The following is a 26,670-nucleotide window of genomic DNA, read 5'->3' as shown; positions in this document are numbered from 1 at the left end:
CATTATGTCGGCGACTCAAAATTACGGCACTGGCCGTCGCAAGACTGCAACCGCACGCGTTTTCCTGCGTCCGGGTAATGGCAGCATCTCTATCAACAACCGCGCTCTGGACACCTTCTTCGGTCGCGAAACTGCCCGCATGGTAGTTCGCCAGCCGTTGGAATTGACCGAGATGACCGAAAAGTTTGATATCTTCGTTACCGTCGTTGGCGGTGGTGTAAGCGGTCAAGCTGGTGCAATCCGCCACGGTATCACTCGTGCGTTGATGGATTATGACGAAGCTCTGCGTCCAGCTCTGCGTAAAGCAGGTTATGTGACGCGTGATGCTCGTGAAGTTGAACGTAAGAAAGTTGGTCTGCGTAAAGCGCGTAAGCGTCCGCAGTACTCGAAGCGTTAATTTCGCTTCCTGCGTTCAAAAGCGCCCAGTTTCCTTTCGGAGCTGGGCGTTTTTTATGGGTGCTAAACTAGTCTGCGACATCGTGACGCATACATGATTTGTGCGCGTGCTAATGTGTTTAGAGCTTTTGGCTGGGTAATTACCTTGTCAGAAATGGGGCTTTTCTTTACCATTTGGCGAATTTTTTGCGCGACCAGAATTTTACTTAGTATAGGTCTGAATAACAGGCCACAAAGCTGATGGGAGACGACTGAATGAGCAATGACGGCGTGAATGCAGGCCGGCGTCGCTTCCTGGTAGCAGCCACCTCTGTGGTGGGTGCTGCAGGAGCGGTGGGTGCCGCGGTCCCGTTCGTGGGGTCATGGTTCCCGAGCGCTAAGGCCAAAGCTGCCGGTGCACCAGTGAAGGTGAACGTTAGCAAGGTCGAGCCGGGGCAGCAGATGATTGCTGAATGGCGGGGGCAGCCGGTATTTATCGTGCACCGCACTGAGGAGATCCTCGGCAACCTGACCAAGATCCATGACCGTATGGCCGATCCAGAGTCGAAAGCCTCTGTGCAGCCTACCTATGTGGATCCGGTCACGCGCTCGATTAAGCCAGAGTTGCTGATTCTTGTTGGTATCTGCACGCATCTGGGTTGTTCGCCGACTTTCCGTCCGGAAGTCGCTCCTGCAGACTTGGGGCCTGATTGGGTTGGGGGGTATTTCTGCCCTTGCCACGGCTCGCGTTACGACTTGGCGGGGCGCGTATACAAATCGCAGCCTGCTCCGTTGAATCTGCCAGTGCCGCCGTATTCGTATGATTCGGATAACATCGTCACCGTTGGCGTGGATCAGGAGAAAGCTTGATGAGCAAGTTCATGGAATGGGTTGATGCTCGCTTCCCCGCCACAAAAATGTGGGAAGACCACCTCAGCAAGTATTACGCACCGAAGAACTTCAACTTCTTCTACTTCTTTGGCTCGCTGGCCCTGTTGGTTCTGGTTAACCAGATCGTAACGGGTGTTTGGCTGACCATGAGTTACACGCCGTCGGCTGAAGAAGCATTTGCTTCGGTCGAATACATCATGCGTGACGTTGACTACGGCTGGATCTTGCGCTTGATGCACTCTACGGGTGCTTCGGCGTTTTTCATCGTGGTTTACATGCATATGTTCCGTGGCCTGCTCTATGGCTCATATCAGAAGCCCCGTGAGCTGGTTTGGGTCTTCGGTATGCTGATCTACCTGGCGCTGATGGCTGAAGCCTTTATGGGTTATCTGCTGCCTTGGGGTCAGATGTCGTACTGGGGTGCTCAGGTAATTATCTCGCTGTTCGGTGCTATCCCGGTTATCGGGGATGACCTGACTCAGTGGATTCGTGGTGACTACCTGATTTCGGGGATTACCCTGAACCGCTTCTTCGCCTTGCACGTAGTGGCCTTGCCGATCGTGATTCTCGGTCTGGTCGTGCTGCATATTCTGGCGTTGCACGAAGTGGGTTCGAATAACCCGGATGGCGTTGATATCAAGAAGCACAAAGATGAAAACGGTATTCCGTTAGACGGCATTCCTTTCCATCCGTACTACACCGTGAAGGATATCGTCGGTGTCGTGGTGTTCCTGTTTGTCTTCTGCGCGATTATCTTCTTCTTCCCTGAAATGGGTGGGTACTTCCTCGAGAAGCCTAACTTTGAAGCGGCTAACGCATTCAAGACGCCTGAGCACATTGCGCCGGTTTGGTATTTCACGCCGTTCTACGCAATTCTCCGTGCCATTCCTGACAAGCTCATGGGTGTAATCGCCATGGGTGCAGCCATTGCTGTGCTGTTCGTGTTGCCTTGGCTGGACCGCAGTCCTGTCAAATCGATGCGTTACAAGGGTTGGCTAAGTAAGATCTGGTTGCTGGTGTTCTGCATTTCCTTCGTCATCCTCGGTATTTTGGGTGTGTTGGCGCCGACTCCAACGCGTACGTTGATCTCGCAGATTTGTACTTTCCTGTATTTCGCGTACTTCATCCTGATGCCGTTCTACACCAGGATGGAAAAAACCAAACCGGTTCCGGATAGGGTGACTGGCTGATGAAAAAGCTATTTGCAGCAATGATTGTGGCGTTTTTGCCGGTTCTCGCTTTCGCCAACAGCGAAGGCGTGCACCTGGACAAGGTCGATATCGACCTGACAGACAAAGCCGCTATGCAAGATGGTGCGCGTACCTTTGCCAACTATTGCATGGGTTGCCACGGTGCCAAGTTCCAGCGTTTCGAGCGGGTTGCAGATGACCTGGGTGTTCCCCATGAAGTCATGCTTGAAAACGTCGTGTTCAATGGCGGTAAGATCGGTGACCACATGCAGAGCAGCATGCGCTCCGAAGATGCCAAGGGCTGGTTTGGTGCTGCGCCACCGGATCTGACGCTGGTTGCACGTGTGCGTGGCAATGATTGGTTGTATAGCTATCTGCGTAGCTTCTATGAAGACCCGGCGCGTCCAATGGGCGTGAACAATACCGTATTCCACAACGTGGGCATGCCTAACGTGTTGGTCGGATTGCAGGGTCGTCAGTACATGGGTTGCAAGCAGGTTCAGGTGGTTGAGGACGGCAAGAAGCAGTTCGATCCACTGACTGGTACGCCGATCACTCATCAGGCCTGTGACCAACTGGTCGTTGAGCCAAAAACAGGTTCGCTGACAGAGGAAGAGTTTGACGAGAAGATCAAAAACTTGGTGACCTTCCTGGCATACTCGGCTAACCCGGTGAAACTGGAAAGCCAGCGTATCGGTACCTATGTCCTGCTGTATCTTGCCTTCTTCTTCGTATTTGCTTACTTATTGAAGCGTGAATACTGGAAGGACGTGCATTAATCTGTTTGTCTCTGTTGTTGACCTGCGCGCCCTACTGGGCGCGCAGGTTTTTCTGCTCCACATAACCTAATAAGCGAGGAGGACCGCCATGGGCGTGACCAATCGGTTGGCCTGTTACTCCGACCCCGCCGACCACTATTCCCACCGCGTACGTATTGTGCTCGCCGAGAAGGGTGTCAGCGCCGAGATCATTTCTGTCGAGCCGGGTCGTTACCCGCCAAAGCTGCTTGAGGTAAATCCTTATGCCAGCTTGCCGACACTGGTTGATCGGGATTTGGCGTTGTATGAGTCGACTGTGGTAATGGAATACTTGGATGAGCGTTATCCGCATCCGCCACTTTTGCCGGTATATCCAGTGGCTCGTGCTAACAGCCGTCTGTTGATTCATCGTATTCAGCGTGACTGGTGTGCATTGGTTGATCTGATTCTCGATCCACGCAGTAAAGAGCCGGCTCGCGTGCAAGCGCGCAAGGAACTGCGCGAGAGTCTGACGGGTGTATCGCCGCTATTCGTCGACAAGCCGTACTTTCTAAGTGATGAGTTGAGCTTGGTAGACTGTTGCTTGCTGCCGATTCTCTGGCGTTTGCCGGTGTTGGGTATTGAGCTGCCAAAACCTGCTAAACCGCTGCTCGAATACATGGAGCGGCAGTTCGCCCGTGAGGCCTTCCAGGCCAGCTTGTCCACGGTTGAGCGTGATATGCGTTAACGCGCGAGGAGAGATCTATGAACTCGAGTCGTCCCTATCTTGTTCGTGCTCTGTATGAGTGGATCGTTGATAACGACTGCACGCCGCACCTGTTGGTCAATGCTGAATATCCCGGTGTGCAAGTGCCGGCAGGCTTCGCCAGCGATGGGCAGATAGTGCTTAATGTCTCGCCCAGTGCGGTTCGTCATTTGCATATGGATAACGAGGCGGTCAGTTTCGAGGGGCGCTTTGGTGGTGTGGCGCATACGCTGTATGTGCCGGGGCCGTCGATTCTGGCTGTTTACGCCCGCGAAAATGGTCAAGGCATGGTCTTTGACGTGGAAGTGCCGAGCGTTGACGAAAGTGAAGCGCAGGAAGGGCCGGACGATCAGGGGCCGCCGGAAACTGATCCGCCGCGGCCTAGTGGCAGGCCGAGCTTGAAGGTTGTGAAGTAGCTATATAGCCGTTAATGAAAAAGGCGATCCGAGGATCGCCTTTTTTGTGCCTGTAAGTGTCTAGTTGATGTACTGGAACAGCTTGATGACTTTCTGTACACCTGACACGCCCTGTACCACTTGCGTGGCGCTCTGGGCCTCCTGGCGCGTCACCAGACCTAGCATGTAAACGATGCCGTTTTCAGTTATGACCTTGATATTGGTGCTCGGCACATTGCTGTTGGCGAGCATTTCCGTTTTGATTTGTGCGGTTAGCAGGGAATCGTTGCTGCGTGCGATCAGTGAGGTCGGCGGCAGGATCTGCAGTTCGTTATAAACCTTTTTCACACCTTGAACGGTGTTGGCTGCCTTTTCGGCAGTTTGTTTAAGTTCTTCGCGCGGGGTTTGCCCTGCCAGCAGGACGATTCCGTTGTAGCTGCTGATGACAATGTGCGACGTAGGGCTGGTCAGGTCGGGGCTGGCGTTCTGAACGGCGGTGCGTACGTCAGGGTCGAGTAGTTTGTCGTCAATCGAGTTGCCGATGCTGCGGTTGCTGCAGCCGCTAACCAGCAAGGTTAACGCCAGTGCTGCAATAGTCAGTGGTGAACGGATCATTCTTCACTCCCAAAGAGTAGGCTGTCGATAAGGTCGCACAAGCAATGGATGGTCAGAAGGTGTACTTCCTGTATGCGTGCGGTGGATTTAGCTGGGACGCGGATTTCCACGTCCTCAGGCAGAAGCAGTGAGGCCATGTTGCCGCCATCACGGCCGGTGAGCGCTACGACTGTCATTTCGCGGTCATGGGCAGCCTGTATGGCCTGGATCACGTTGGCCGAGTTGCCGCTGGTGGATATGGCCAACAGTACGTCACCCGGCTGGCCGAGGGCACGTATCTGCTTAGAAAAAATCTCGTTGTAGCTGTAATCGTTGGCAATTGAAGTAATTGTCGAGCTGTCGGTGGTCAGTGCAATGGCTGGCAAGCTTGGGCGCTCACGTTCAAAGCGATTTAGCAGTTCTGAAGAAAAGTGCTGGGCGTCGCCGGCTGAGCCGCCATTACCACATGAGAGGATTTTGCCCTCGTTCAACAGGGCATTAACCATCGCCATGCTGCCTTGCTCGATGAGTGGTGCAAGGACTTCCATTGCCTGCTGTTTAGTGTCGATGCTGGCTTGGAATAACTGGTGAATACGGGCTTGCATATCCATCTAAGATGTCACCTTAAGTTTTGCGGGTGCAGAAATTTAAACGAGTCTGGGTGCTGCCTTACTGTGACCATCAATGGTCTGCGGGGTTAGCCGTCAAACGCATTTTTAATCCAATTCAATTGCAACTTGTCTTTGCTGGCGGCGCTTATGGCGACGACATCAAAGCGGCAGGGGTGTTGGTTCCAGCGTGATTCTTGTTGCAGGAAAGTCATGGCCGCTTGCGTGAGCTTCTTGCGCTTGCGGGTATCCACGCTTTCAGTTGCACCGCCCCAGGCATTGTGGTGGCGGTAGCGAACCTCGACAAATACTACTGTATCGGTGTCGAGCATGACCAGATCAAGCTCGCCGCACCTGCATCGCCAGTTTTTTGCGATGAGGTGCAGGCCGTGTTGTTCAAGGTGCTTGCGCGCCATAGCCTCGGCAGCGTTACCGCTGCTTTGGCTGCTGGAGCGATCAATCAAGCGGGGTTTCAGGCAGGCGTTGAATTTGGCCGCCAGTAAATTGTGCCCAAGGCAACTGGCGCACAACGCGTTGGCCGGGGTCCAGGCTAAGGCTGCCGGTAAGGCCGTCAATGCGCGTGCTTGGAAGCGCTTTTAGCTGGTTCAGGCGCGGTGCAAGGGTGAAGGCGTCTGCACCCATTGCGTAGAGGCGACCGAGGCTGCCACCGGCTTGCGGCCATTGGCTGACCACTTCTTGGCGGGTTGGGTCGTCTGTATTAAGCATCCATGGGGTTTCGCAAAACTGAATGCCTTCCATGTCCAGATACTGGGCTTGGTTGTACACGCCACTGTTGAGTGTCGACGTGGCGTAGACCGGCATATCGCCGGCGTACTGGAAGACCAGTGTTGGCTTGATCTGTTGCGCTTGCTGCGGAGTGGCTGCAAGAAATAGGAAGTCGACATCCTGGCGGCGTGCAGGTTGCGCGGCCACGTCAGTGCCGATTTTTTCTTCAATATTTTTGCTACGTGCTTCACTTTGGCGCAGTTGCAGCAGTTTGCCGACTTGTTGTGCCAGTTCTACGGGTTGGGCAATGCTTTGCGCTGCTAGCAGTTCACCACCTTGGGACTCCCAGCTTTCGCGGAATGCCGCTAGGACGCGGTTGCCCCAGTCGCCACTTGGTGCAAGTGCGATAGCGCGGCGCATGCCGTCAGCCCAGGCGCGTCGTGCTGCTTCGCGTGCTTCATCTTCAGCGGCGAGGCCAAACTGAAACAGTTGAGCGGGACCTTCCTGGTTGCTCTGGCTGTAGTTCAGGGCCAGCGTTGTGATGGGCAGTTGTTCGCGGCTGCTCAGCTGAGTCACAAGCTCTTTTTCCAGTGGGCCGACGACCAGTTGTACGCCGGCACTTTGTGCCTGCTGGTAGAAGCTGTCCATGGAGCTAATGCGCGAGCTGTCGTAAACCTGCACGTCGGGCAGTGTCTCGCCGGCTTGTTGGGCTTGGTAGTAGGCTGCCATAAAGCCGTCCCGAAGGGCGCGGCCGACACTGGAAAGCTTGCCTTCCTGCGGTAACAGCAGGGCAATCTGACCGATAGGCTTGCTCGATAGCTTTTTCAAGTCCTGCAGCGGTTTTGGCAGCTGGACAGCAGCTGGGTGATTGGGGTGAGTGGCGACCCAGTTATCAATTGCGCTCTGCTGTTGCTCTAGGGTTGCTGCGCTTTTCGATGCGCTGGCGAGTGCCAGCCAGCCGGTTAGGTCGGCATCACCGGTGGCTTGCAGTTGGTCAGCCGGTAGGCGTGAAACCAGCGCCCAAATTGCCTCGTGGTTGCTGTTGGCGGCTGTGGCATCTGTCAGCAGGGGCGCAATATAGATGCGCTCACGGGCTGCGGCAAGCAGTTGGCCATCTTGCTCAAGGGCGGTGGCGCGAGTGAGTTGGCTGCGCACTTGTTGCTCCACTGGCAGCTCGCCAAGCCGCTCAAAACTTGGGTGGCTCAGCGCTTGGAGGGCGGCTTTCGGGTTCTTTCTTGCCAGAGCCAATTGCGCAGTCAGCGTGCTCGCGAATATCTGCTGGGCTGGCTTGAGTGTCTCAAGTTGAACCTGCTCAAGTATGCTGCTGGAGCGGCCGAAGTCTTTCTGTTTATAGGCCTGGTCAGCAGCGGAAAGGCGCAATAAATTGGCCTCTTCGGTCTGAGCGTCTCCAGCTTCCTGAAGCAGTTGCTCAATGCTGGCTTGAGGGGTGCGCGGCAGTTCACCGACAGAGTTTGATGAGCTGGCACAGGCGGCAAGCAAGCCGACAAGGCAAAGAATGAGGAGCGGGCGCAGGCGGGCGATCATGTAAGCGTTCCTGATACTTGATCAAATGAGAGTTGAATTGTACCCAAGCTGAACCATTGGCGCGATGCCGGCAGCCCTACGGAACCGTTGAAAAATTACTGCGCTAGATATTACTGCGTTGAAAAACTGCTCAAAATGCTCATTTAGGGCAGCTAAACTGCGTTTTTCGCACCTTTTCGCCTTGTACTCTCGGCGCTCGTTTACTTTTTTCAGCGGCCCCTAAACGGGCTACAATGCGCGTTTTAGTGATAAATGAGGCGTGTGCAGTGACTTCTACAGATGCGTTGAGTTCAGCTTTGGGCACGCTTTATGTCGTTGCAACGCCCATTGGAAACCTGGAAGACATCAGTGCCCGCGCCTTGAAAGTGCTGGGTGATGTCGCGCTCATAGCTGCTGAGGATACGCGACACTCGGCGCGTTTGATGCAGCACTTTGGTCTGTCTACGCCGTTGGCTGCCTGTCATGAGCATAATGAGCGTGACCAGGGTGGCAAGTTCTTGCAGCGTTTGCAGGCGGGTGAAGATGTCGCCTTGATTTCAGATGCGGGTACGCCGCTGATTTCCGACCCCGGCTATCACCTAGTGCGCCAAGCGCGTGCTGCGGGTGTGGCGGTAGTGCCTGTTCCAGGTGCATGTGCATTGATTGCAGCTCTGTCGGCTGCTGGTTTGCCTTCAGATCGCTTCATATTTGAAGGTTTCTTGCCTGCAAAGTCGGCAGGTCGTCGTTCACGGCTTGAGCAGGTCAAGGAGGAGTCGCGCACGCTGATCTTCTATGAGGCGCCACACCGTATCGCTGAGTGTCTTGAAGACATGCGCTCTATCTTCGGTGATGAACGCCCTGCCTTGTTGGCCCGTGAGCTGACCAAAACCTTCGAAACCCTTAAAGGGTTGCCCTTGGCTGAGTTGAGTGCCTGGGTGGCGGCGGACAGTAATCAGCAGCGTGGTGAATGTGTTGTGCTGGTAGCGGGCTGGCAGGCGCCTGAAGGTGATGCCGTCAGTACGGAGGCGCTTCGCGTGCTTGATCTGCTATTAAAGGAAATGCCTTTGAAGCGAGCGGCGGCGTTGGCGGCTGAGATTACCGGTGAGCGCAAAAATGTGCTGTATCAGTTGGCGCTGCAGCGTCAGGCAGGGGAGTAGCCTTTACGGCGGCGGTGTTGGCGCGATGTGTAGCTTCGATTTTTGAAGCAGGTTGTGCCACTGGTTTCGAGGTTGATATCCAGGTTTTTAGCGCGCCAGTGCTCGGTTACGCTTGTTCTGAGGGCGAAGTGCAATTACCCTATGCGGCGGAGAGTCGATCGGACAGTCGCTGCTGCATTTCGTTCACGAGGTGTGGGGGAGGAAAGTCCGGGCTCCATAGGGCAGAGTGCCAGGTAACCCCTGGGAGGCGTGAGCCTACGGAAAGTGCCACAGAAAATAACCGCCTAAGCACTTCGGTGCCGGTAAGGGTGAAAAGGTGCGGTAAGAGCGCACCGCGCGGCTGGTAACAGTCCGTGGCTAGGCAAACCCCACTCGGAGCAAGACCAAATAGGGTTTCATTGGCGTGGCCCGCGCTGAAACCGGGTAGGTTGCTAAAGGCGTGCAGTGATGTACGTCGTAGAGGAATGACTGTCCTCGACAGAACCCGGCTTACAGATCGACTCTCCACCTTTCTTCTTAGTAGTACGCTTGGTGTCCATCCTTGCGATTCTAATACCCAAATAGTCTTACTCTTAACAAACTACTTTAAGTTTGAAGTGCAGCTGTATGTTTGTACTGATATTTGACTTTGGAATGTCGTCTTAAGCTGTTCTCCCACCTTCGTAAAATTCGCTAAATCTCCGTTCTATAAGGATTTTTCCCTGTTTAAGCACCTTGACGGTGGGGTATGCGCGTTCCTATAGTGTGCGCAGGTGGTAAGAAGTGGCGGAAAGTGGGTTTTTTGGGCATGGAAAGCTAAATAACAAGGGGAAACGCAATCGTGTTTCGTGGAGCCAACACCATAAGTCTCGACGCAAAAGGTCGACTCGCGATGCCAAGCCGGTATCGGGACGAGCTCGTGTCGCGCTGTGCTGGCCAGTTAATTATCACCATTGATGCGATTGACCCTTGTTTATGTGTGTATCCATTGCCTGAGTGGGAGCTGATTGAAGCCAAGCTTCGTGAGTTAGCTTCTTTCCGTGAAGAAAACCGTCGTCTTCAGCGCTTACTGATCGGTAATGCGGTCGATCTTGAGCTTGATGCCAGTGGTCGCTTTCTGGTGCCGCCCCGTTTGCGCGAATACGCCAAGCTGGACAAGCGTGCCATGTTGGTCGGCCAACTCAATAAATTTCAATTGTGGGATGAAGATTCCTGGAATGCAGTGGCAGATGCCGATCTGGCAGCTATCAAGCAACCGGGTGCTTTGTCTGACGATCTACGTGACTTGATCCTGTGACTATGAATAGCGACTTTCGCCATATAACCGTGCTACTCGACGAGGCTGTCGCGGGGCTGGCTGTGCGAGCTGATGGTCGTTATATGGATGGCACGTTTGGGAGGGGCGGGCATAGCCGGCTCATCCTCGAATCGCTTGGCCCTGATGGCCTATTGCTAGGGTTTGATAAAGATCCCCTGGCAATCGCCACGGGGGATGCGCTAGCGGCCGAAGACGGCCGCTTTGTCGTTGTGCAGAGAAGTTTTGCGGAACTTTCTGCTGAGGCGTCTGTCCGCGACTTGTCGGGCAAGGTCAGTGGCATTCTGCTGGACTTGGGTGTTTCTTCGCCGCAGCTTGATGATGCTGCCCGCGGTTTCAGCTTCCTCAATGATGGCCCGCTGGATATGCGCATGGATCCGGAGCGCGGTGTCAGTGCTGCGCAGTGGATTGCCACTGCCAGCGAAGAGGAAATTGCCCGGGTTTTTAAAGAGTACGGCGAAGAGCGTTTTGCTAAGCGCATGGCGCGTGCAGTGGTTATGCGTCGCACTGAACAGCCGTTCGAGCGCACCGCAGATCTGGCGCAAGTGCTGACCGTGGCTAATCCTGCCTGGGAAAAGGGCAAGAATCCTGCGACGCGTGCATTCCAGGGGCTGCGCATTTATATCAATAACGAGTTGGGTGACCTTGAGCTCGGCCTCGATGCGGCGCTGGAAACCCTCGAAGTCGGCGGCCGCCTGGTGGTCATCAGCTTCCACTCGCTGGAAGACCGGATTGTTAAGCAGTTCATGCGTAAACACGCCAAGGGCGAGCAAGACAAGCTGCCCCGTGATTTGCCGATTATTCCAAAAGCCTTTGAGCCGCGGTTAAAGCTGATTGGCAAGCCTGTATTCGCCTCAGAAGCAGAGCTTAAGGCAAATCCACGTTCACGTAGCGCCGTCATGCGGATCGCGGAGAAGTTGCGGTGAACCTGCGCATGGCTAAATCCGTCCCGCGCGGCAGCGTGCTGATGTTGGCGCTATTTATTGCCGTGCTGGGTTCGGCGCTGGGCGTATCTTATTGCGCGCATTGGAATCGCCAATTGCTCAATGAGCTTTATTCAGAGCTAAGCGAGCGGGATAAAGCGCAGGCCGAATGGGGTCGCTTGATCTTGGAGCAGAGTACCTGGACCGCCCATAACCGCATTGAAACACTGGCCAGCGAGCAGTTGCACATGCGCATCCCGGATGCTGCCGAAGTGCGGATGGTGAAGCCATGATCAAGCTTGAAGGGGCACTTTACCCTTGGCGCTTTCGTCTGGTTTTACTGCTCTTGGCTGCCATGGTTGGAGCTATTGTCTGGCGCATTGTTGATCTGCAGATTTTTGACCATGACTTCCTTCAGGCACATGGTGATGCCCGCAGCGTTCGACATATTCCCATTCCAGCGCACCGCGGCCTGATGACAGATCGCAATGGTGAGCCATTGGCGGTGAGTACCCCGGTGACGACGCTTTGGGCCAACGGCAAAGAGTTGCAAGCCGCTAAAGATATGTGGCCAACCCTGGCTGAGGCCTTGGGCCAGAATCCGGATGATTTTGCCAAGCGCCTCCAGGCTCACGCTAAGCGTGAGTTTATGTATTTGGTGCGCGGCTTGACCCCAGAGCAAGGTCAGAAAATTCTCGACCTAAAAGTGCCTGGGGTTTACTCAATTGAAGAGTTCCGTCGCTTCTACCCAGCAGGCGAAGTGGCTGCGCATGTTGTGGGCTTTACCGACGTAGATGATCGTGGGCGTGAGGGCATGGAGCTGGCCTTTGATGATTGGCTGGCGGGTGTGCCGGGCAAACGTCAGGTGCTCAAAGACCGTCGTGGACGCTTGATTAAAGATGTACAGGTGACCCAGAACGCTAAAGCCGGTAAGGCTTTAGCGTTGTCGATTGACCTGCGCCTGCAGTATCTCGCGCACCGCGAGTTGAGAAATGCATTGGTCGAGTTCGGTGCCAAAGCGGGCAGCCTGGTGATGATCGATGTGAAAACCGGCGAAATTCTGGCCATGGTTAACCAGCCGACCTATAACCCAAACAATCGAAGCACCATCCATCCGGCGGCAATGCGTAACCGGGCTATGACCGATCTGTTTGAGCCAGGCTCGACCGTCAAGCCGTTCTCAATCAGCGCTGCGCTGGAATCCGGTCGCTGGAAACCAACCGACACAGTGAACGTGGCACCCGGCTGGCTGCGAGTCGGCAGGTACACCATCCGCGATGTATCGCGTAACAGTGGTGTGCTCGACCTGACCGGAATCTTGATCAAGTCGAGTAACGTCGGGGTCAGTAAGGTTGCGTTTGATATCGGTGCTGAGTCGATCCATGACGTCATGCGTCAAGTGGGTTTCGGTCAGGATACCGGCCTTAGCTTCCCAGGTGAGCGCGTTGGTAATCTGCCGACCCACCGCAAGTGGGGGCAGGCGGAAACCGCAACCCTGGCCTATGGCTATGGACTGTCAGTGACTGCGGTGCAACTCGCTCACGCCTATACGGTATTGGCCAACAATGGCCGTTTGGTGCCTTTGTCGCTGATTCGCGTCGATAAAACGCCAGATAGCGTGCAGGTTATTCCAGAAGAAATTGCCACGACCGTGCAGGGCATGTTGCAGCAAGTGATTGAGGCGCCGGGCGGTGTCTACCGGGCAAAAGTGCCGGGTTATCATGTGGCTGGCAAGAGCGGGACCGCCCGTAAAACCACCGCCGGTACCAAGGGTTACACCCCGCATGCCTACCGCTCGCTGTTTGCCGGCTTCGCCCCTGCGCACAACCCGCGTATTGCACTGGCTGTCGTCATCGACGAACCGACCAAAGATGGTTATTACGGCGGCTTGGTTTCTGCGCCGGTATTCAGCCGTGTCATGGCTGGAGGTTTGCGGTTGATGAATGTGACGCCAGACAACCTGCCATCTGAAGAAGACGTGAAAACAGTTGACGCCTCATCGAGTAAGGGAGGGCGCGGCTAATGCCAATGCCTCTTAATCAGCTGTTACCTAAAGCCAGCAGCAGCGTATTGATACGCGAGTTGACGCTGGACAGTCGCAAAGTGCGTCCGGGCGATTTGTTTTTGGCTGTGCCGGGAATGAGTCAGGACGGTCGCGAGCATATTGCCGATGCGCTAGAGCGTGGTGCGGCAGCCGTTGCCTATGAAGCCGGTGGCGCTTTCGATATGAGTGTCGATAACGCTGAGCTGGTTGCGATTAAAGACTTGGCCGGTCAGTTGTCGGCGATCGCCGGACGCTTTTATGGCGAGCCGAGTCGCGGTTTGCACATGATCGGCATTACCGGCACTAACGGTAAAACCAGTGTGAGCCAACTGCTGGCGCAGGCGCTGGATACCCTTGGCGAGCGCTGCGGAATTGTCGGCACCCTGGGCAACGGCTTTTATAACGGCCTGGCTCAAGGTTTGCATACCACGCCTGACCCGATCGGGGTTCAGGCGGTACTGGCCGATCTGAAAAAATCCGGGGCGCGTGCGCTGGCGATGGAAGTGTCTTCGCACGGGCTTGATCAAGGTCGAGTGGCCGCGCTGGATTTCAATGTGGCCGTGTTCACGAACCTGTCCCGTGATCATCTTGATTACCACGGCACTATGGAAGCCTACGGTGCAGCCAAGGCCAAGCTGTTCGCGTGGTCGAGCCTGCGTTGCCGGGTCATTAATCTGGATGATGCATTTGGCCAGCAGCTTGCCAAACAGGCCCATGAATCGCGCCTGATCAGTTACAGCCTCGATAATGCAGACGCTTACCTGCACTGCCGTGATGTGCAGTTTGATGACCAAGGTGTACGAGCTACATTGGTCACTCCGCGTGGCGAAGGCAGCTTGCGCAGCTCCTTGCTGGGCCGTTTCAACCTGAGCAACTTGCTTGCGGTTGTTGGCGCGTTGCTCGGGCTGGACTACGCGCTGGATGAAATCCTCAAGGTGTTACCAAGTCTGCAAGGGCCGATTGGCCGCATGCAGCGTCTTGGTGGGCAGGAAGTGGCCGGGGTTAAACAGCCGCTGGTCGTAGTTGACTACGCGCACACCCCGGATGCACTTGAAAAAGTACTCGAAGCCTTGCGCCCACACGTTAAGGGCCAACTGCTCTGCGTATTCGGCTGCGGTGGCGACCGCGATCGCGGCAAGCGTCCGTTGATGGCTGCCGTTGTCGAACGTTTGGCGGATCAAGTGATAGTCACTGATGACAATCCGCGTAGCGAAGCGCCGGAACAGATCTTCGCGGATATTCGTGACGGTTTGGTTAATCCCGAACAAGCACAGTTTATTGCGGGCCGCGGTGCTGCTATCGCCCAAGTGATCGGCGCTGCCAGCCGCGATGATGTCGTGGTGTTGGCCGGTAAGGGGCACGAGGACTATCAAGAGATCAACGCAGTTCGCCAGCCATTCTCTGATCTGCAAGAAGCAGCTAAAGCCTTGTCTGCATGGGAGGTGTCCCATGCTTAAAGCCCTTCGGCTGAGCGAAGTCGCGGATGCGTTGAATGCGCGCCTGATTGGTCAAGACTGCACGTTTGCGGCAGTCGGTACCGACAGTCGCTCGATCAAGCCCGGACAACTCTTTGTTGCCCTGACCGGGCCGAATTTTGATGGCCACAATTATCTGGCTGATGTCAGTGCCAAGGGTGCTGTTGCGGCACTGGTTGAGCGTGAAGTAGCGGACGCACCACTGCCTCAGTTGCTGGTTGCTGATACGCGCCATGCGTTGGGGCAGTTGGGGGCACTCAATCGCCAGGCATTTGGTGGCCCATTAGCTGCGGTTACCGGCTCCAGCGGTAAAACCACTGTCAAAGAAATGCTCGCCAGCATCCTGCGCGAGGCCTTTGTTGAGCATGGCGACGCAGTGTTGGCCACGCGCGGTAACCTGAACAACGAGTTGGGTGCACCGCTTACGTTGCTGGAATTGGGGCCTGAGCATAAAGCTGCGGTGATCGAATTAGGCGCATCCGGTGTGGGCGAAATCGCATACACCGTGGCCTTGGCCCAGCCACATGTGGCAATTATCACCAATGCCGGCACTGCCCATGTGGGTGAGTTTGGTGGCCCAGAGAAAATCGTTGAAGCTAAAGGTGAGATTCTGCAAGGCCTCGGTGATGACGGCATTGCAGTGCTTAATCTTGACGATAAGGCGTTTGCAACTTGGGCTGACAAGATTAAAGGCAAGCGTGTTTTGAGTTTCTCAATGCATAACACTGCAGCTGATTTCTTCGCCTCAGAAATTGCACGTGACTGCCGCGGTTGCCCTAATTTCCATCTGCACAGCGAGCAAGGGCAAGCGCGCATTCAGCTTAACCTTTTGGGTGAGCATAATGTCAGCAATGCCTTGGCTGCCGCCGCTGCTGCCAGCGCATTATCAGTGCCACTGGTCGATATCAAAACTGGCTTGGAAGCATTGCTTCCGGTCAAGGGCCGCGCTGTGGCGCAGCTCACCGAAACGGGCATGCGCGTCATCGATGACAGCTACAACGCCAACCCTGCGTCTATTTGCGCAGCGATCGATATCCTCGCCGGTTTTTCGGGTCGCAAGGTGTTGGTCCTCGGTGATATGGGGGAGTTGGGCGCTTGGGCTGAGCAGAGCCATCGCGATGTTGGCCAATATGCCAAAGGCAAAGTGGACGTGCTCTATGCCGTCGGCCCGCTGATGACTTACGCCGTTGAAACATTTGCAGCTAATGGACGGCATTTCGCAGATCAGGCCAGCCTGATCGAGGCGTTAAAAGCTGAGAACAATGACAGCACAATTCTAATTAAAGGTTCACGCAGCGCGGCGATGGAAAACATCGTAGCGGCGCTGTGCGGCACGTCTGGGGAGAAACACTAATGCTGCTGCTGCTGGCTGAGTACCTGCAACAGTTCCACACTGGCTTCGCGGTGTTTCAATACCTGACACTGCGCGGAATTCTGGGTGTGCTAACCGCCTTGGCACTGTCGCTGTGCCTGGGGCCGTGGATGATCCGCACCCTGCAAATCCGTCAGATTGGCCAGTCGGTGCGTAACGACGGCCCGCAGTCGCATTTGTCAAAGAAGGGCACGCCCACCATGGGTGGTGCGTTGATTTTGTCGGCGATTGCGGTCAGCACCTTACTTTGGGCTGATCTCAGCAATCGCTATGTGTGGGTGGTCTTGGCTGTGACGTTGCTGTTCGGTGCCATTGGCTGGGTCGATGATTACCGCAAAGTGATCGAGAAAAACTCCCGTGGCTTGCCGAGCCGTTGGAAGTATTTCTGGCAGTCGGTGTTTGGTCTGGGCGCAGCAATCTTTCTGTTCGTGACTGCACAAACCCCAGTCGAAACCACGCTGATTCTGCCACTGCTTAAGGATGTCAGCATTCCGCTGGGTGCTGGCTTCGTGATCCTGACGTATCTGGTGATTGTCGGTTCGAGTAACGCGGTCAACCTGACAGATGGCCTCGACGGTCTGGCCATTCTTCCAACCGTAATGGTCGGCGGTGCGCTGGGCATCTTTTGCTACCTGTCGGGCAACATCAAGTTTGCCGATTACCTGCTGATTCCCTACGTGCCGGGCGCTGGCGAGCTGATCGTGTTCTGCGCTGCCTTGGTCGGTGCAGGGTTGGGTTTTCTCTGGTTCAACACCTATCCCGCCCAAGTCTTTATGGGTGACGTGGGGGCACTGGCGCTGGGGGCTGCGCTTGGCACCATCGCGGTGATCGTGCGCCAGGAAGTGGTGCTGTTCATCATGGGCGGGGTGTTTGTGATGGAAACCCTGTCGGTGATCATTCAGGTCGCATCTTTCAAATTGACCGGCAAGCGGGTGTTCCGCATGGCCCCGATTCACCACCATTTTGAGCTCAAGGGCTGGCCTGAACCAAGGGTCATCGTTCGTTTCTGGATCATCACCGTGATTTTGGTGTTGATCGGCCTATCCACTCTTAAGCTGCGTTGAGAAAAAGATGAGCCTGATTGCTTCTGACCACTTCCGCATTATTGTCGGCCTCGGCAAGAGCGGCATGTCTCTGGTGCGCTACCTAGCGCGCCAGAACGTGCGCTTTGCAGTGGTTGATACGCGTGCGAATCCGCCGGAGCTGAGCACCTTGCGTGAGCAGTTCCCGCAGGTGGAAGTGCGTTGTGGTGATCTCGACGTCGAATTCTTGTGCCGGGCCAGTGAGCTGTTGGTCAGCCCGGGAATTGCGCTGGCAACGCCTGCCCTGCAAGAAGCGGCGAAGCGTGGGGTAAAGCTCTCCGGTGATATCGAAATATTTGCCCGCAACGCCAAAGCGCCGATCATTGCGATCACAGGCTCCAATGCGAAAAGCACGGTAACCACCTTGGTCGGTGACATGGCGTTGGCGGCCGGTAAGAAGGTTGCTGTCGGCGGCAATTTGGGCACCCCAGCCCTCGACTTGCTGGATGATGACGTTGAGCTCTACGTCATGGAGCTGTCGAGCTTTCAGCTGGAAACCACTGATCAGCTAAATGCTGAAGTGGCAACTTGCCTGAACATCAGCGAAGACCATATGGATCGCTACAGTGGCTTGCCGGCTTATCACTTGGCCAAGCACCGGATTTTCCGTGGCGCCAAGCAGGTCGTGGTTAACCGTGATGATCCCCTCTCGCGGCCACTGATCGCTGATCAGGTGCCTTGCTGGAGTTACGGTCTGGGTAAGCCCGACTTCCAGCGCTTCGGTTTAATTGAAGAGAATGGCGAGAAATTCCTTGGCTTCAAGTTTGAACGCTTGATGCCCGTGCGCGAGTTGAAGGTTCGGGGTGCGCATAACCAGTCGAATGCCTTGGCCGCCTTGGCCTTGGGTCATGCAGTTGGCCTGCCAATGGCTGCGATGCTCGATACGCTGAAAAGCTTTACGGGTTTGGTGCACCGCTGCCAGTGGGTGGGTGAGCGTCGGGGTGTCAATTATTACGATGACTCCAAAGCCACCAATGTTGGCGCGGCATTAGCGGCCATCGAAGGCTTGGGCGCTGATATCCAAGGCAAGCTGGTATTGATTGCGGGTGGCGATGGCAAGGGTGCTGATTTCTCGGCGCTGGCCAAACCTGTCGCCAGTTTCTGTCGTGCTGTCGTACTGCTGGGGCGTGATGCCGAGCGTTTGGCCGAAGCACTGGGCGATGCGACGCCGTTGATCAAGGTTAAAACCCTTGAAGAGGCGGTACAGCGTAGTGCTGAGTTGGCCGAATCTGGCGATGCAGTGTTGCTGTCGCCAGCCTGCGCCAGTCTCGACATGTTCAAAAACTTTGAAGAACGCGGCCGTTTGTTCAGCCAGGCAGTGGGGGGGCTCAACTGATGTTGTCCTTCCTGCGTCCTTATCCTTCACCGCTTTTCAGTCGTCGCGGCTTTGACATGGACTTTGGCCTGCTGGCTGGGTGCTTGGCGCTGCTGGGCTTAGGGTTGGTGATGATTTCATCGGCCTCCACAGAAGTGGCCGCCGTTAACACCGGCAATCCGCTCTACTACATGATTCGCCACCTTATATACCTGCTGATTGGTCTGGGTGCGGCGGGCGTTGTCGTCATGATTCCGCTGGCAACTTGGCAGCGTTGTGGTTGGATTCTGTTGATTGCTGCAATTGGCTTGCTGGTGATGGTGTTGATTCCTGGCGTTGGCCGTGAGGTAAATGGCTCGATGCGCTGGATCGGTTTCGGTGCCTTCAACATCCAGCCATCTGAAATCGCCAAAGTGTTTGCGGTGATTTACCTCGCTGGGTATCTGGTTCGTCGTCAGGAAGAGGTTCGCGAAAGCTGGGCCGGTTTCTTCAAGCCTTTTGTCGTGTTGCTGCCGATGGCCGCCTTATTACTGGCTGAGCCAGACTTTGGTGCCACAGTGGTTATGTTTGGGGCTGCTGCAGCGATGTTGTTCCTTGGTGGTGTTGGCTTGTTCCGCTTTGGACTCATGGTGTTGCTGGCCAGTGGCGCGGTCTTTGCGCTGGTGCAGGATCCGTATCGCTGGGCGCGTATGACAAACTTTGCCGACCCTTGGGCCGATCAGTTCGGTGCAGGCTATCAGCTAAGTCAGGCGTTGATTGCCTTTGGTCGTGGCGAGTGGTTTGGTGTGGGCTTGGGTAACAGCGTGCAGAAGCAGTTCTACCTGCCAGAAGCGCACACTGACTTCGTGTTTTCGGTGCTTGCCGAAGAACTGGGCATGGTCGGTGCGCTGGTGACTGTCGCCTTGTTTGTTTTTGTATGCGTTCGTGCACTCTATATCGGCTTGTGGGCTGAACGGGCTAAGCAGTTCTTTGCTGCTTACACCGCTTATGGCCTGGCTTTCCTGTGGATTGGTCAGTTCCTGATCAATATCGGGGTGAATATTGGTCTGCTGCCTACCAAAGGGCTGACGCTGCCATTTCTGAGTTACGGCGGTAGCTCGCTGGTGATCTGTTGCATCAGTCTGGCGCTGTTGTTGCGTATCGAGTGGGAGTGCCGCAATCAGTTCGGCAGTGAGGACGTTGAGTTTACCGAGTCGGACTTCGCTGAAGAGCAGCCAGCAAAACTGAGTACTGCCAAGGAGGCCAATCATGCGCGGTAATGTGCTGATTATGGCCGGTGGTACCGGTGGGCATGTATTCCCAGCATTGGCCTGCGCTGCTGAGTTTAAAGCCCGTGGCTATAGCGTCCACTGGTTGGGTACGCCGCGCGGTATTGAAAACGAATTAGTGCCTGGCGCCGGGTTGCCGCTGCACCTGATCAATGTTTCAGGCCTGCGCGGTAAGGGTAAGTTGTCGTTGCTCAAGGCACCTTTTCAGCTGCTTAAGGCACTGTTTCAGGCGCGCAAGGTCATGCGTGAGCTTAAGCCTGTTTGCGTCCTGGGTATGGGGGGCTACGTGACGGGTCCTGGCGGTTTGGCTGCCAAGTTGGCCGGTGCGCCACTGATCATCCATGAGCAAAATGCGGTGGCGGGTACAGCGAATCGTAGCCTGGTGCCATTTGCGTCCCGTGTGTGTGAAGCCTTCCCTAACACCTTTTCGGCTTCTGCTAAACGCCGCACTACCGGCAACCCGGTGCGTGAAGAGCTGTTTATCGAAACGCCACGTGACAGTTTGCAGAACCGCAAGCCAAGGTTGCTGGTGATGGGCGGTAGTTTGGGCGCTGAACCCCTTAATAAATTACTCCCCGCCGCTCTGGCGCAAGTGCCTGCCGAGCTGCGACCTGAGGTGTTCCATCAGGCCGGTAAGCAACACGCTGATATTACTGGCGAACGTTATCGCGAAGCGGGCGTCGAAGCGCAGGTCGCCCCTTTTATCAAGGACATGGCGCAGGCCTATGGCTGGGCTGATTTGGTGGTTTGCCGTGCGGGTGCGCTGACCATCAGTGAGTTGGCGGCTGCCGGTCTGGTGTCATTTTTGATCCCGCTGCCTCACGCCATCGACGATCACCAAACCCGCAATGCAGATTATCTGGTGAGTGAGGGCGCTGCCGTCCTCCTTCCACAACGCTCCACTGATGCAGCCGCGCTTGCTGCACAGCTGACTGAGGTTTTGATGCACACCGAACAACTGACCGCCATGGCCGCCAAGGCACGCAAACTGGCGAAACCTGATGCAACCCGCACTGTCGTCGATATCTGCCTGGAGGTGGCCCGTGGTTGAGAACCAAAAAGCTTATCCACAGCCTGAGATGCGCCGTATTCGTCGAATCCACTTCGTGGGTATTGGCGGGGCTGGTATGTGCGGTATCGCCGAAGTGTTGCTGAACCTTGGCTATCAAGTCTCTGGCTCCGACCTAAAAGAATCGCCCGTAACCGAGCGCCTGCAAAACTTTGGTGCGCAGATCTTTATTGGCCACCGTGCAGAAAACGCTGAGAGCGCTGATGTGTTGGTGGTCTCCAGTGCGATCAATACTGCTAACCCGGAAGTGGCCGTGGCCCTCGAGCGGCGCATTCCCGTGGTGCCGCGCGCCGAGATGCTGGCTGAGTTGATGCGTTATCGTCATGGCGTCGCGGTTGCAGGCACCCACGGCAAAACCACCACGACCAGCTTGCTGGCCTCAGTATTTGCCGCCGGTGGTCTTGACCCAACCTTCGTCATTGGTGGTCGCCTCAACGCAGCAGGGACCAATGCCCAGTTGGGCACGAGCCGTTATCTGATCGCTGAAGCTGACGAAAGCGATGCCAGCTTCTTGCACTTGCAGCCAATGGTTGCAGTGGTCACCAACATCGACATGGACCACATGAGCACGTACGAAGGGGACTTCAATCGCTTGAAGAAGACCTTCATCGAGTTCTTGCACAACCTGCCGTTTTACGGCCTGGCTGTGATGTGTGTGGATGACCCGGTGGTGCGCGAAATTCTGCCCCATGTCGCACGTCCTACCATGACTTACGGTTTTGATGAGGGCGCTGATGTGCGCGCAATCAACGTCCGTCAGCAAGGCATGCGGACGTTCTTCACTGTGTTGCGCCGCGACAACGAGCCTTTGGACGTTTCGGTCAACATGCCGGGCGATCACAATGTGCTCAATGCCCTGGCAACTATTGCCATTGCCACTGACGAAGGCATTACAGACGAGGCGATCGTCCAAGGGTTATCTGGCTTCCAAGGTGTTGGCCGACGCTTTCAGGTGTACGGCGAGCTGCCGGTTGAAGGCGGTGAAGTGATGTTGGTTGATGACTACGGTCACCACCCGCGTGAAGTCGCAGCAGTGATCAAAGCCGTTCGTGGCGGCTGGCCTGAGCGCCGCCTGGTCATGGTTTACCAGCCACACCGCTTCAGCCGCACCCGCGATCTGTACGACGACTTTGTGCAGGTGCTCGGTGAAACCAATGTGCTGCTGTTGATGGAAGTGTATCCAGCCGGTGAGGAGCCTATTCCGGGTGCCGATAGCCGTCAGCTGTGCCACAGCATCCGTCAACGTGGGCAGTTGGACCCTATTTACATAGAGCGCGGTGTGGACCTCGCGCCATTGATCAAACCACTGCTACGTGCCGGTGACATCTTGCTGTGCCAAGGCGCTGGCGATATCGGTGGTTTGGCTCCACAACTGTTGCAGAGCCCGCTGTTCAGCGTGTCAGCAGGTAAGTCGAAATGAGTGATTTGAAGTCAAAGCTGCCTGTCAGCGCATTCGGTCGTGTTGCCGTGTTGTTCGGCGGCAAGAGTGCTGAGCGCGAAGTTTCACTGAAGTCAGGCAATGCAGTATTGAAGGCCCTGCAAGCTGCGGGCGTTGATGCCTTCGGTATCGATGTTGGCGATGACTTGCTGCAGCGCTTGCTCAGCGAAAAAATTGATCGCGCCTTTATTGTGCTGCATGGCCGTGGTGGTGAAGACGGCAGCATGCAGGGTCTGCTTGAGTGTGCCGGGATTCCTTATACCGGCAGCGGCATTCTGGCCTCGGCTTTGGCGATGGACAAGCTGCGGACCAAGCAGGTGTGGCAGAGCCTTGGCTTGCCGACGCCTCGCCACGCGGTATTGGCCAGCGTTGAAGATTGCCAAGCGGCAGCCAGTGAGCTGGGTATGCCGTTAATCGTCAAGCCTGCCCATGAAGGTTCGAGCATCGGCATGGCCAAGGTTAACAGTGCCGATGAGCTGGTTGCTGCTTGGAAAGATGCCAGCCAGTACGACAGCCAGGTTCTGGTTGAACAGTGGATCCACGGCCCTGAATACACCATCGCCACATTACGCGGTCAGGTGCTGCCACCCATTGGCTTGGGCACCCCGCACACCTTTTACGACTACGACGCCAAGTACTTGGCCAATGACACTCAGTACCGCATCCCGTGCGGCCTGGATGCGACCAAGGAGCAAGAGCTCAAAGTGCTCACCGAACGTGCTTGCGAAGCCGTGGGTGTGCAGGGTTGGGCGCGCGCAGATGTGATGCAAGACGCCAGCGGCGCCTTCTGGTTGCTTGAAGTCAACACCGTGCCGGGCATGACCGATCACAGCTTGGTGCCGATGGCCGCTCAGGCCGCTGGCTTGGATTTTCAACAGTTGGTGTTGGCGATTTTGGCCGACAGTATTGAGGCTCGGGGTTAAGTCATGAACGCCATTGCCCGCCACCAGCCAGGAGCGACTCGTGCACCCGTACGCGGTAAGCCTGCGCAGCGCGGTGCGAGCCGTTTGGTGGATAAGGCGCCGATAGGTTCGCGTTTGCGCAAACCTAATCTGACCCTGCTCAAACGTCTGGCTTGGCCTTTGTTGCTGCTGGCGCTGGGCTTTGGTGCCTATGAGCTGTCAGTGCGCTTGATGCCTTATGCCGACCGGCCGATTGCCAAAGTCAGCGTGGAAGGCGATTTAAGCTACGTCAGCCAGAAAGCAGTGCAGCAGCGGATTGCGCCATTCATCAAAGCCAAGTTTTTCAGTGTCGATTTGATGGGGATGCGTCACGAACTCGAAAGCATGCCCTGGATCGCTAGTGCGGCGGTGCGTCGGGTGTGGCCAGACCAGATTGTAGTCAGCCTCGAAGAGCAAATGCCGATTGCCCGTTGGGGTGATGGCTCGCTGTTGAACAACCAAGGCCAGGCGTTCGCGCCAGAAGAATTGGCTCATTACGAACATTTACCGCAGTTGTACGGTCCTAAGCGTGCGCAACAACGGGTTATGCAGCAATACCAAGTGCTTAGCCAAATGTTGCGGCCCATGGGGTTTTCAGTTGCACGGCTTGAACTGCGTGAGCGCGGAAGCTGGTTTTTAGTGACATCGCAGGGGGTTGAGCTGCTGTTGGGGCGTGATCACCTGGTCGAGAAAATGCGCCGTTTTATTGCCATTTACGACAAAGAATTGAAAGAGCAAATCGCGAATATCGCGCGTATCGATCTGCGTTACTCCAACGGCTTGGCCGTTGCGTGGCGTCAGCCGGACGCGCCCACGGCGGCTGAAACCGCTGCTGTGCAGTGAATCAGGAGAAGGCAATAAACATGGCAAACGTTGAGAGTGGCAAGATGATCGTCGGCCTCGACATTGGCACCTCTAAAGTGGTGGCGCTGGTGGGCGAAGTTACCCCAGACGGCCAACTAGAGATCGTCGGTATCGGTACGCATCCATCACGCGGCCTGAAGAAGGGTGTGGTGGTCAATATCGAGTCGACGGTGCTGTCGATCCAGCGTGCGGTCGAAGAGGCCCAGTTGATGGCTGGTTGCCGTATTCACTCGGCATTCGTTGGCGTGGCGGGTAATCACATCCGCAGCCTCAACTCACACGGCATCGTCGCTATCCGTGATCGTGAAGTGAGCCGTGCCGACCTTGAGCGGGTACTGGATGCTGCTCAGGCAGTGGCCATTCCAGCAGATCAGCGTGTACTGCACACCTTGCCGCAGGACTACGTCATTGATAACCAAGAGGGCGTGCGTGAGCCTCTGGGTATGTCGGGCGTTCGTCTGGAAGCCAAGGTCCATGTGGTGACCTGTGCAGTTAATGCCGCCCAGAACATTGAAAAGTGCGTGCGCCGCTGCGGCCTGGAAGTGGATGACATCATTCTTGAGCAGTTGGCTTCTGCCTATGCAGTGTTGACTGATGACGAGAAAGAACTGGGTGTTTGCCTGGTGGATATCGGTGGTGGCACTACTGATATCTGCATCTTCACCGAAGGCGCGATTCGTCACACGGCTGTGATCCCGATTGCCGGTGATCAAGTTACCAATGACATCGCCATGGCCCTGCGTACACCGACCCAGTACGCCGAAGAAATCAAGATCCGCTATGCCTGCGCCCTTGCCAAGTTGGCAGGCCCTGGCGAAACCATCAAGGTGCCAAGCGTGGGTGATCGTGCGCCACGTGACCTGTCTCGCCAAACATTGGCTGAGGTTGTCGAGCCGCGTTATGACGAACTCTTCACCTTGATCCAGGCTGAGTTGCGCCGCAGTGGGTATGAAGACCTGATCCCAGCAGGCATCGTCCTCACCGGCGGCACCTCGAAAATGGAAGGCGCGGTCGAGTTGGCCGAAGAAATTTTCCACATGCCCGTGCGCCTCGGTGTTGCTCAAGGCGTTAAAGGCCTGGGCGATGTGGTGCGTAACCCGATTTATTCAACAGGCGTTGGCCTGTTGCTGTACGGGCTGCAGAAGCAGGCCGACGGCGTTTCCATGTCTTCCGTGGGTAACAGCGGTTACAGCGAAGACAAAAAAGAACCCGTACTTGAGCGTTTAAAGCGTTGGGTACAGGGCAACTTCTGATTTATCAGTGGTTGTTAAAGCGTGTGCAGTAGGCGTTATAAAACTAGAGAGTAAAGGAGAGGGAACATGTTCGAACTCGTAGATAACATCCCGCAAAGCGCAGTTATCAAAGTTATCGGTGTCGGTGGCGGTGGCGGAAACGCCGTAAACCACATGTGCGTCAGTAACATTGAAGGCGTCGAATTTATTTGCGCCAACACTGACGCTCAAGCGTTGAAGAACATTGGTGCGCGTACCGTACTGCAACTCGGCACTGGCGTGACCAAAGGCCTGGGTGCGGGTGCTAATCCAGAAGTTGGCCGTCAGGCTGCCCTGGAAGACCGTGAGCGCATCGCCGAAGTGCTGCAAGGCACTGACATGGTTTTCATCACCACGGGTATGGGTGGCGGTACCGGTACGGGTGCTGCACCTGTGATCGCCGAAGTGGCCAAAGAGATGGGCATTCTGACCGTTGCTGTTGTGACGCGTCCGTTCCCGTTCGAAGGCCGTAAGCGTATGCAAATTGCTGAAGAGGGCATCCGTTCTCTGTCGCAAAGCGTTGACTCGCTGATCACCATTCCTAACGAAAAATTGCTGACTATCCTCGGCAAAGACGCCAGCTTGCTGTCGGCTTTCGCTAAGGCTGACGATGTTCTGGCGGGTGCTGTGCGCGGTATCTCCGACATCATCAAGCGTCCGGGCATGATCAACGTTGACTTTGCTGACGTTAAGACGGTCATGAGCGAAATGGGCATGGCGATGATGGGCACAGGTTGCGCCAGTGGTCCTAACCGCGCCCGTGAAGCCACTGAAGCCGCTATCCGCAACCCACTGCTGGAAGATGTAAACCTGCAGGGCGCGCGTGGCATCCTGGTTAACATCACTGCCGGTCCTGACCTGTCGTTGGGTGAGTACTCCGACGTGGGTAACATCATTGAGCAATTCGCGTCCGAGCACGCCACCGTTAAAGTGGGCACCGTGATCGATCCGGATATGCGCGATGAGCTGCACGTGACGGTGGTTGCAACCGGTCTGGGTGCAAAAATCGAGAAGCCAGTAAAGGTTATCGACAACACCATGCAGGTTAGCGCCGCGCCAGTTTCAGCGCCATCGGCCGCGCAACCGGCTCCAGCTGCGACTGCAACGCCACGTAGCGAGCAAAGCGTTAACTACAAAGACTATGAGCGTCCAACCGTTCAGCGTCAGAGCCATGCGGGTGCTGCGACTGCAGCTAAGCTTAATCCGCAGGATGATCTGGACTATCTGGATATCCCTGCATTTTTGCGCCGTCAGGCCGATTAATGAAATGTATCAGGAGCATTAGGGTGATTGGTATTCAGCAAAGGCCGGTTCTGCTATTATCGCCGGCCATTGTTGAAAACAATTCGCA

Annotated in this window: 26 protein-coding genes and 1 other RNA gene; 23 read left to right on the top strand and 4 right to left on the bottom strand. The window is 55.8% G+C overall.

Going from position 1 to position 26,670, the window contains the following annotated elements; genetic code table 11:
* Positions 1-4 precede the first annotated feature (4 nt).
* From rpsI to ACIGCM_RS05815, 6 genes are all read left to right on the top strand, one after another.
* A complete protein-coding gene (gene rpsI, locus ACIGCM_RS05840) occupies positions 5-397 on the top strand; it encodes a 30S ribosomal protein S9 (protein WP_397501060.1) in 393 nt (130 codons plus the stop codon).
* Between the two features lie 254 nt (positions 398-651).
* A complete protein-coding gene (gene petA, locus ACIGCM_RS05835; RefSeq protein WP_397501059.1) occupies positions 652-1,245 on the top strand; it encodes a ubiquinol-cytochrome c reductase iron-sulfur subunit in 594 nt (197 codons plus the stop codon).
* Complete coding sequence (locus ACIGCM_RS05830) at positions 1,245-2,456, top strand: cytochrome bc complex cytochrome b subunit (protein WP_339486487.1); 1,212 nt, start codon at positions 1,245-1,247, stop codon at positions 2,454-2,456. The genes petA and ACIGCM_RS05830 overlap by 1 nt, the downstream gene beginning before the upstream one ends.
* Positions 2,456-3,235 (top strand): cytochrome c1, encoded by a 780-nt coding sequence (locus ACIGCM_RS05825; protein ID WP_397501058.1) that lies wholly within the window; start codon positions 2,456-2,458, stop codon positions 3,233-3,235. The genes ACIGCM_RS05830 and ACIGCM_RS05825 overlap by 1 nt, the downstream gene beginning before the upstream one ends.
* An 88-nt stretch (positions 3,236-3,323) precedes the next feature.
* Complete coding sequence (locus ACIGCM_RS05820) at positions 3,324-3,941, top strand: glutathione S-transferase N-terminal domain-containing protein (RefSeq protein WP_397501057.1); 618 nt, start codon at positions 3,324-3,326, stop codon at positions 3,939-3,941.
* A 17-nt stretch (positions 3,942-3,958) separates the two neighbouring features.
* Positions 3,959-4,375, top strand: coding sequence for a ClpXP protease specificity-enhancing factor (locus tag ACIGCM_RS05815; protein ID WP_397501056.1), 417 nt, complete (start codon positions 3,959-3,961; stop codon positions 4,373-4,375).
* Between the two features lie 60 nt (positions 4,376-4,435).
* On the opposite strand, the gene ACIGCM_RS05810 is transcribed toward ACIGCM_RS05815, so the two are convergent.
* The 4 genes from ACIGCM_RS05810 to ACIGCM_RS05795 form a co-directional block, all read right to left on the bottom strand.
* Positions 4,436-4,969: a BON domain-containing protein gene (locus tag ACIGCM_RS05810; protein WP_397501055.1), complete on the bottom strand. Its 534-nt coding sequence runs from the start codon at positions 4,967-4,969 to the stop codon at positions 4,436-4,438.
* Positions 4,966-5,559 carry a phosphoheptose isomerase gene (locus ACIGCM_RS05805; RefSeq protein ID WP_397501054.1) on the bottom strand — a complete coding sequence of 198 codons (594 nt, stop codon included), beginning with the start codon at positions 5,557-5,559 and terminating at the stop codon, positions 4,966-4,968. Before ACIGCM_RS05805 ends, ACIGCM_RS05810 begins: the two co-directional genes overlap by 4 nt.
* 86 nt (positions 5,560-5,645) lie before the next feature.
* Complete coding sequence (locus tag ACIGCM_RS05800) at positions 5,646-6,020, bottom strand: YraN family protein (RefSeq protein WP_397501053.1); 375 nt, start codon at positions 6,018-6,020, stop codon at positions 5,646-5,648.
* The gene (locus ACIGCM_RS05795; RefSeq protein WP_397501052.1) at positions 6,013-7,827 is read right to left on the bottom strand and encodes a penicillin-binding protein activator; all 1,815 of its coding nucleotides are present in this window, start codon (positions 7,825-7,827) and stop codon (positions 6,013-6,015) included. The genes ACIGCM_RS05800 and ACIGCM_RS05795 overlap by 8 nt, the downstream gene beginning before the upstream one ends.
* Positions 7,828-8,060: 233 nt before the next feature.
* Here ACIGCM_RS05795 and rsmI point away from each other — a divergent pair, with 233 nt between their 5' ends.
* The 17 genes from rsmI (at position 8,061) to ftsZ (ending at position 26,582) form a co-directional block, all read left to right on the top strand.
* Positions 8,061-8,963: a 16S rRNA (cytidine(1402)-2'-O)-methyltransferase gene (gene rsmI / locus ACIGCM_RS05790; RefSeq protein ID WP_397501051.1), complete on the top strand. Its 903-nt coding sequence runs from the start codon at positions 8,061-8,063 to the stop codon at positions 8,961-8,963.
* A 150-nt stretch (positions 8,964-9,113) separates the two neighbouring features.
* An RNA gene (gene rnpB / locus ACIGCM_RS05785) (RNase P RNA component class A) lies at positions 9,114-9,471 on the top strand.
* A 312-nt stretch (positions 9,472-9,783) separates the two neighbouring features.
* Entirely contained in the window at positions 9,784-10,239 is a 456-nt protein-coding gene (gene mraZ, locus ACIGCM_RS05780) for a division/cell wall cluster transcriptional repressor MraZ (RefSeq protein ID WP_087518065.1), read from the top strand.
* A gap of 2 nt (positions 10,240-10,241) precedes the next feature.
* On the top strand, positions 10,242-11,183 hold the full coding sequence (gene rsmH / locus ACIGCM_RS05775) for a 16S rRNA (cytosine(1402)-N(4))-methyltransferase RsmH (RefSeq protein ID WP_397501050.1): 942 nt from the start codon (positions 10,242-10,244) through the stop codon (positions 11,181-11,183).
* 8 nt (positions 11,184-11,191) lie between these two features.
* Positions 11,192-11,473, top strand: coding sequence for a cell division protein FtsL (ftsL, locus tag ACIGCM_RS05770; RefSeq protein WP_397501049.1), 282 nt, complete (start codon positions 11,192-11,194; stop codon positions 11,471-11,473).
* A complete protein-coding gene (locus tag ACIGCM_RS05765) occupies positions 11,470-13,203 on the top strand; it encodes a peptidoglycan D,D-transpeptidase FtsI family protein (protein WP_397501048.1) in 1,734 nt (577 codons plus the stop codon). The genes ftsL and ACIGCM_RS05765 overlap by 4 nt, the downstream gene beginning before the upstream one ends.
* On the top strand, positions 13,203-14,681 hold the full coding sequence (locus ACIGCM_RS05760) for a UDP-N-acetylmuramoyl-L-alanyl-D-glutamate--2,6-diaminopimelate ligase (RefSeq protein WP_397501047.1): 1,479 nt from the start codon (positions 13,203-13,205) through the stop codon (positions 14,679-14,681). Before ACIGCM_RS05765 ends, ACIGCM_RS05760 begins: the two co-directional genes overlap by 1 nt.
* The gene (murF, locus tag ACIGCM_RS05755; protein ID WP_397501046.1) at positions 14,674-16,053 is read left to right on the top strand and encodes a UDP-N-acetylmuramoyl-tripeptide--D-alanyl-D-alanine ligase; all 1,380 of its coding nucleotides are present in this window, start codon (positions 14,674-14,676) and stop codon (positions 16,051-16,053) included. The genes ACIGCM_RS05760 and murF overlap by 8 nt, the downstream gene beginning before the upstream one ends.
* A complete protein-coding gene (gene mraY, locus ACIGCM_RS05750; protein ID WP_397501045.1) occupies positions 16,053-17,135 on the top strand; it encodes a phospho-N-acetylmuramoyl-pentapeptide-transferase in 1,083 nt (360 codons plus the stop codon). The genes murF and mraY overlap by 1 nt, the downstream gene beginning before the upstream one ends.
* A 7-nt stretch (positions 17,136-17,142) precedes the next feature.
* The gene (gene murD, locus ACIGCM_RS05745) at positions 17,143-18,489 is read left to right on the top strand and encodes a UDP-N-acetylmuramoyl-L-alanine--D-glutamate ligase (RefSeq protein WP_397501043.1); all 1,347 of its coding nucleotides are present in this window, start codon (positions 17,143-17,145) and stop codon (positions 18,487-18,489) included.
* Entirely contained in the window at positions 18,489-19,727 is a 1,239-nt protein-coding gene (gene ftsW, locus ACIGCM_RS05740; RefSeq protein ID WP_397501042.1) for a putative lipid II flippase FtsW, read from the top strand. The genes murD and ftsW overlap by 1 nt, the downstream gene beginning before the upstream one ends.
* The gene (gene murG / locus ACIGCM_RS05735) at positions 19,717-20,787 is read left to right on the top strand and encodes an undecaprenyldiphospho-muramoylpentapeptide beta-N-acetylglucosaminyltransferase (protein ID WP_397501041.1); all 1,071 of its coding nucleotides are present in this window, start codon (positions 19,717-19,719) and stop codon (positions 20,785-20,787) included. Before ftsW ends, murG begins: the two co-directional genes overlap by 11 nt.
* A 28-nt stretch (positions 20,788-20,815) precedes the next feature.
* Positions 20,816-22,225, top strand: coding sequence for a UDP-N-acetylmuramate--L-alanine ligase (gene murC, locus ACIGCM_RS05730; RefSeq protein ID WP_397501122.1), 1,410 nt, complete (start codon positions 20,816-20,818; stop codon positions 22,223-22,225).
* Positions 22,222-23,166, top strand: a complete 945-nt coding sequence (locus ACIGCM_RS05725; RefSeq protein WP_397501040.1) for a D-alanine--D-alanine ligase — start codon at positions 22,222-22,224, stop codon at positions 23,164-23,166. Before murC ends, ACIGCM_RS05725 begins: the two co-directional genes overlap by 4 nt.
* Before the next feature lie 3 nt (positions 23,167-23,169).
* Positions 23,170-24,027, top strand: a complete 858-nt coding sequence (locus tag ACIGCM_RS05720; RefSeq protein ID WP_397501039.1) for a cell division protein FtsQ/DivIB — start codon at positions 23,170-23,172, stop codon at positions 24,025-24,027.
* 20 nt (positions 24,028-24,047) lie between these two features.
* Positions 24,048-25,301 carry a cell division protein FtsA gene (gene ftsA / locus ACIGCM_RS05715; protein ID WP_397501038.1) on the top strand — a complete coding sequence of 418 codons (1,254 nt, stop codon included), beginning with the start codon at positions 24,048-24,050 and terminating at the stop codon, positions 25,299-25,301.
* Between the two features lie 66 nt (positions 25,302-25,367).
* Positions 25,368-26,582: a cell division protein FtsZ gene (ftsZ, locus tag ACIGCM_RS05710; RefSeq protein ID WP_397501037.1), complete on the top strand. Its 1,215-nt coding sequence runs from the start codon at positions 25,368-25,370 to the stop codon at positions 26,580-26,582.
* Positions 26,583-26,670: the final 88 nt, after the last annotated feature.

This window comes from Pseudomonas sp. NPDC078700, from assembly GCF_044542375.1.
Lineage (GTDB): Bacteria > Pseudomonadota > Gammaproteobacteria > Pseudomonadales > Pseudomonadaceae > Aquipseudomonas.
Note: the sequence above shows the minus strand (reverse complement) of the source record. Positions and strands in the feature narration are given on the sequence as shown.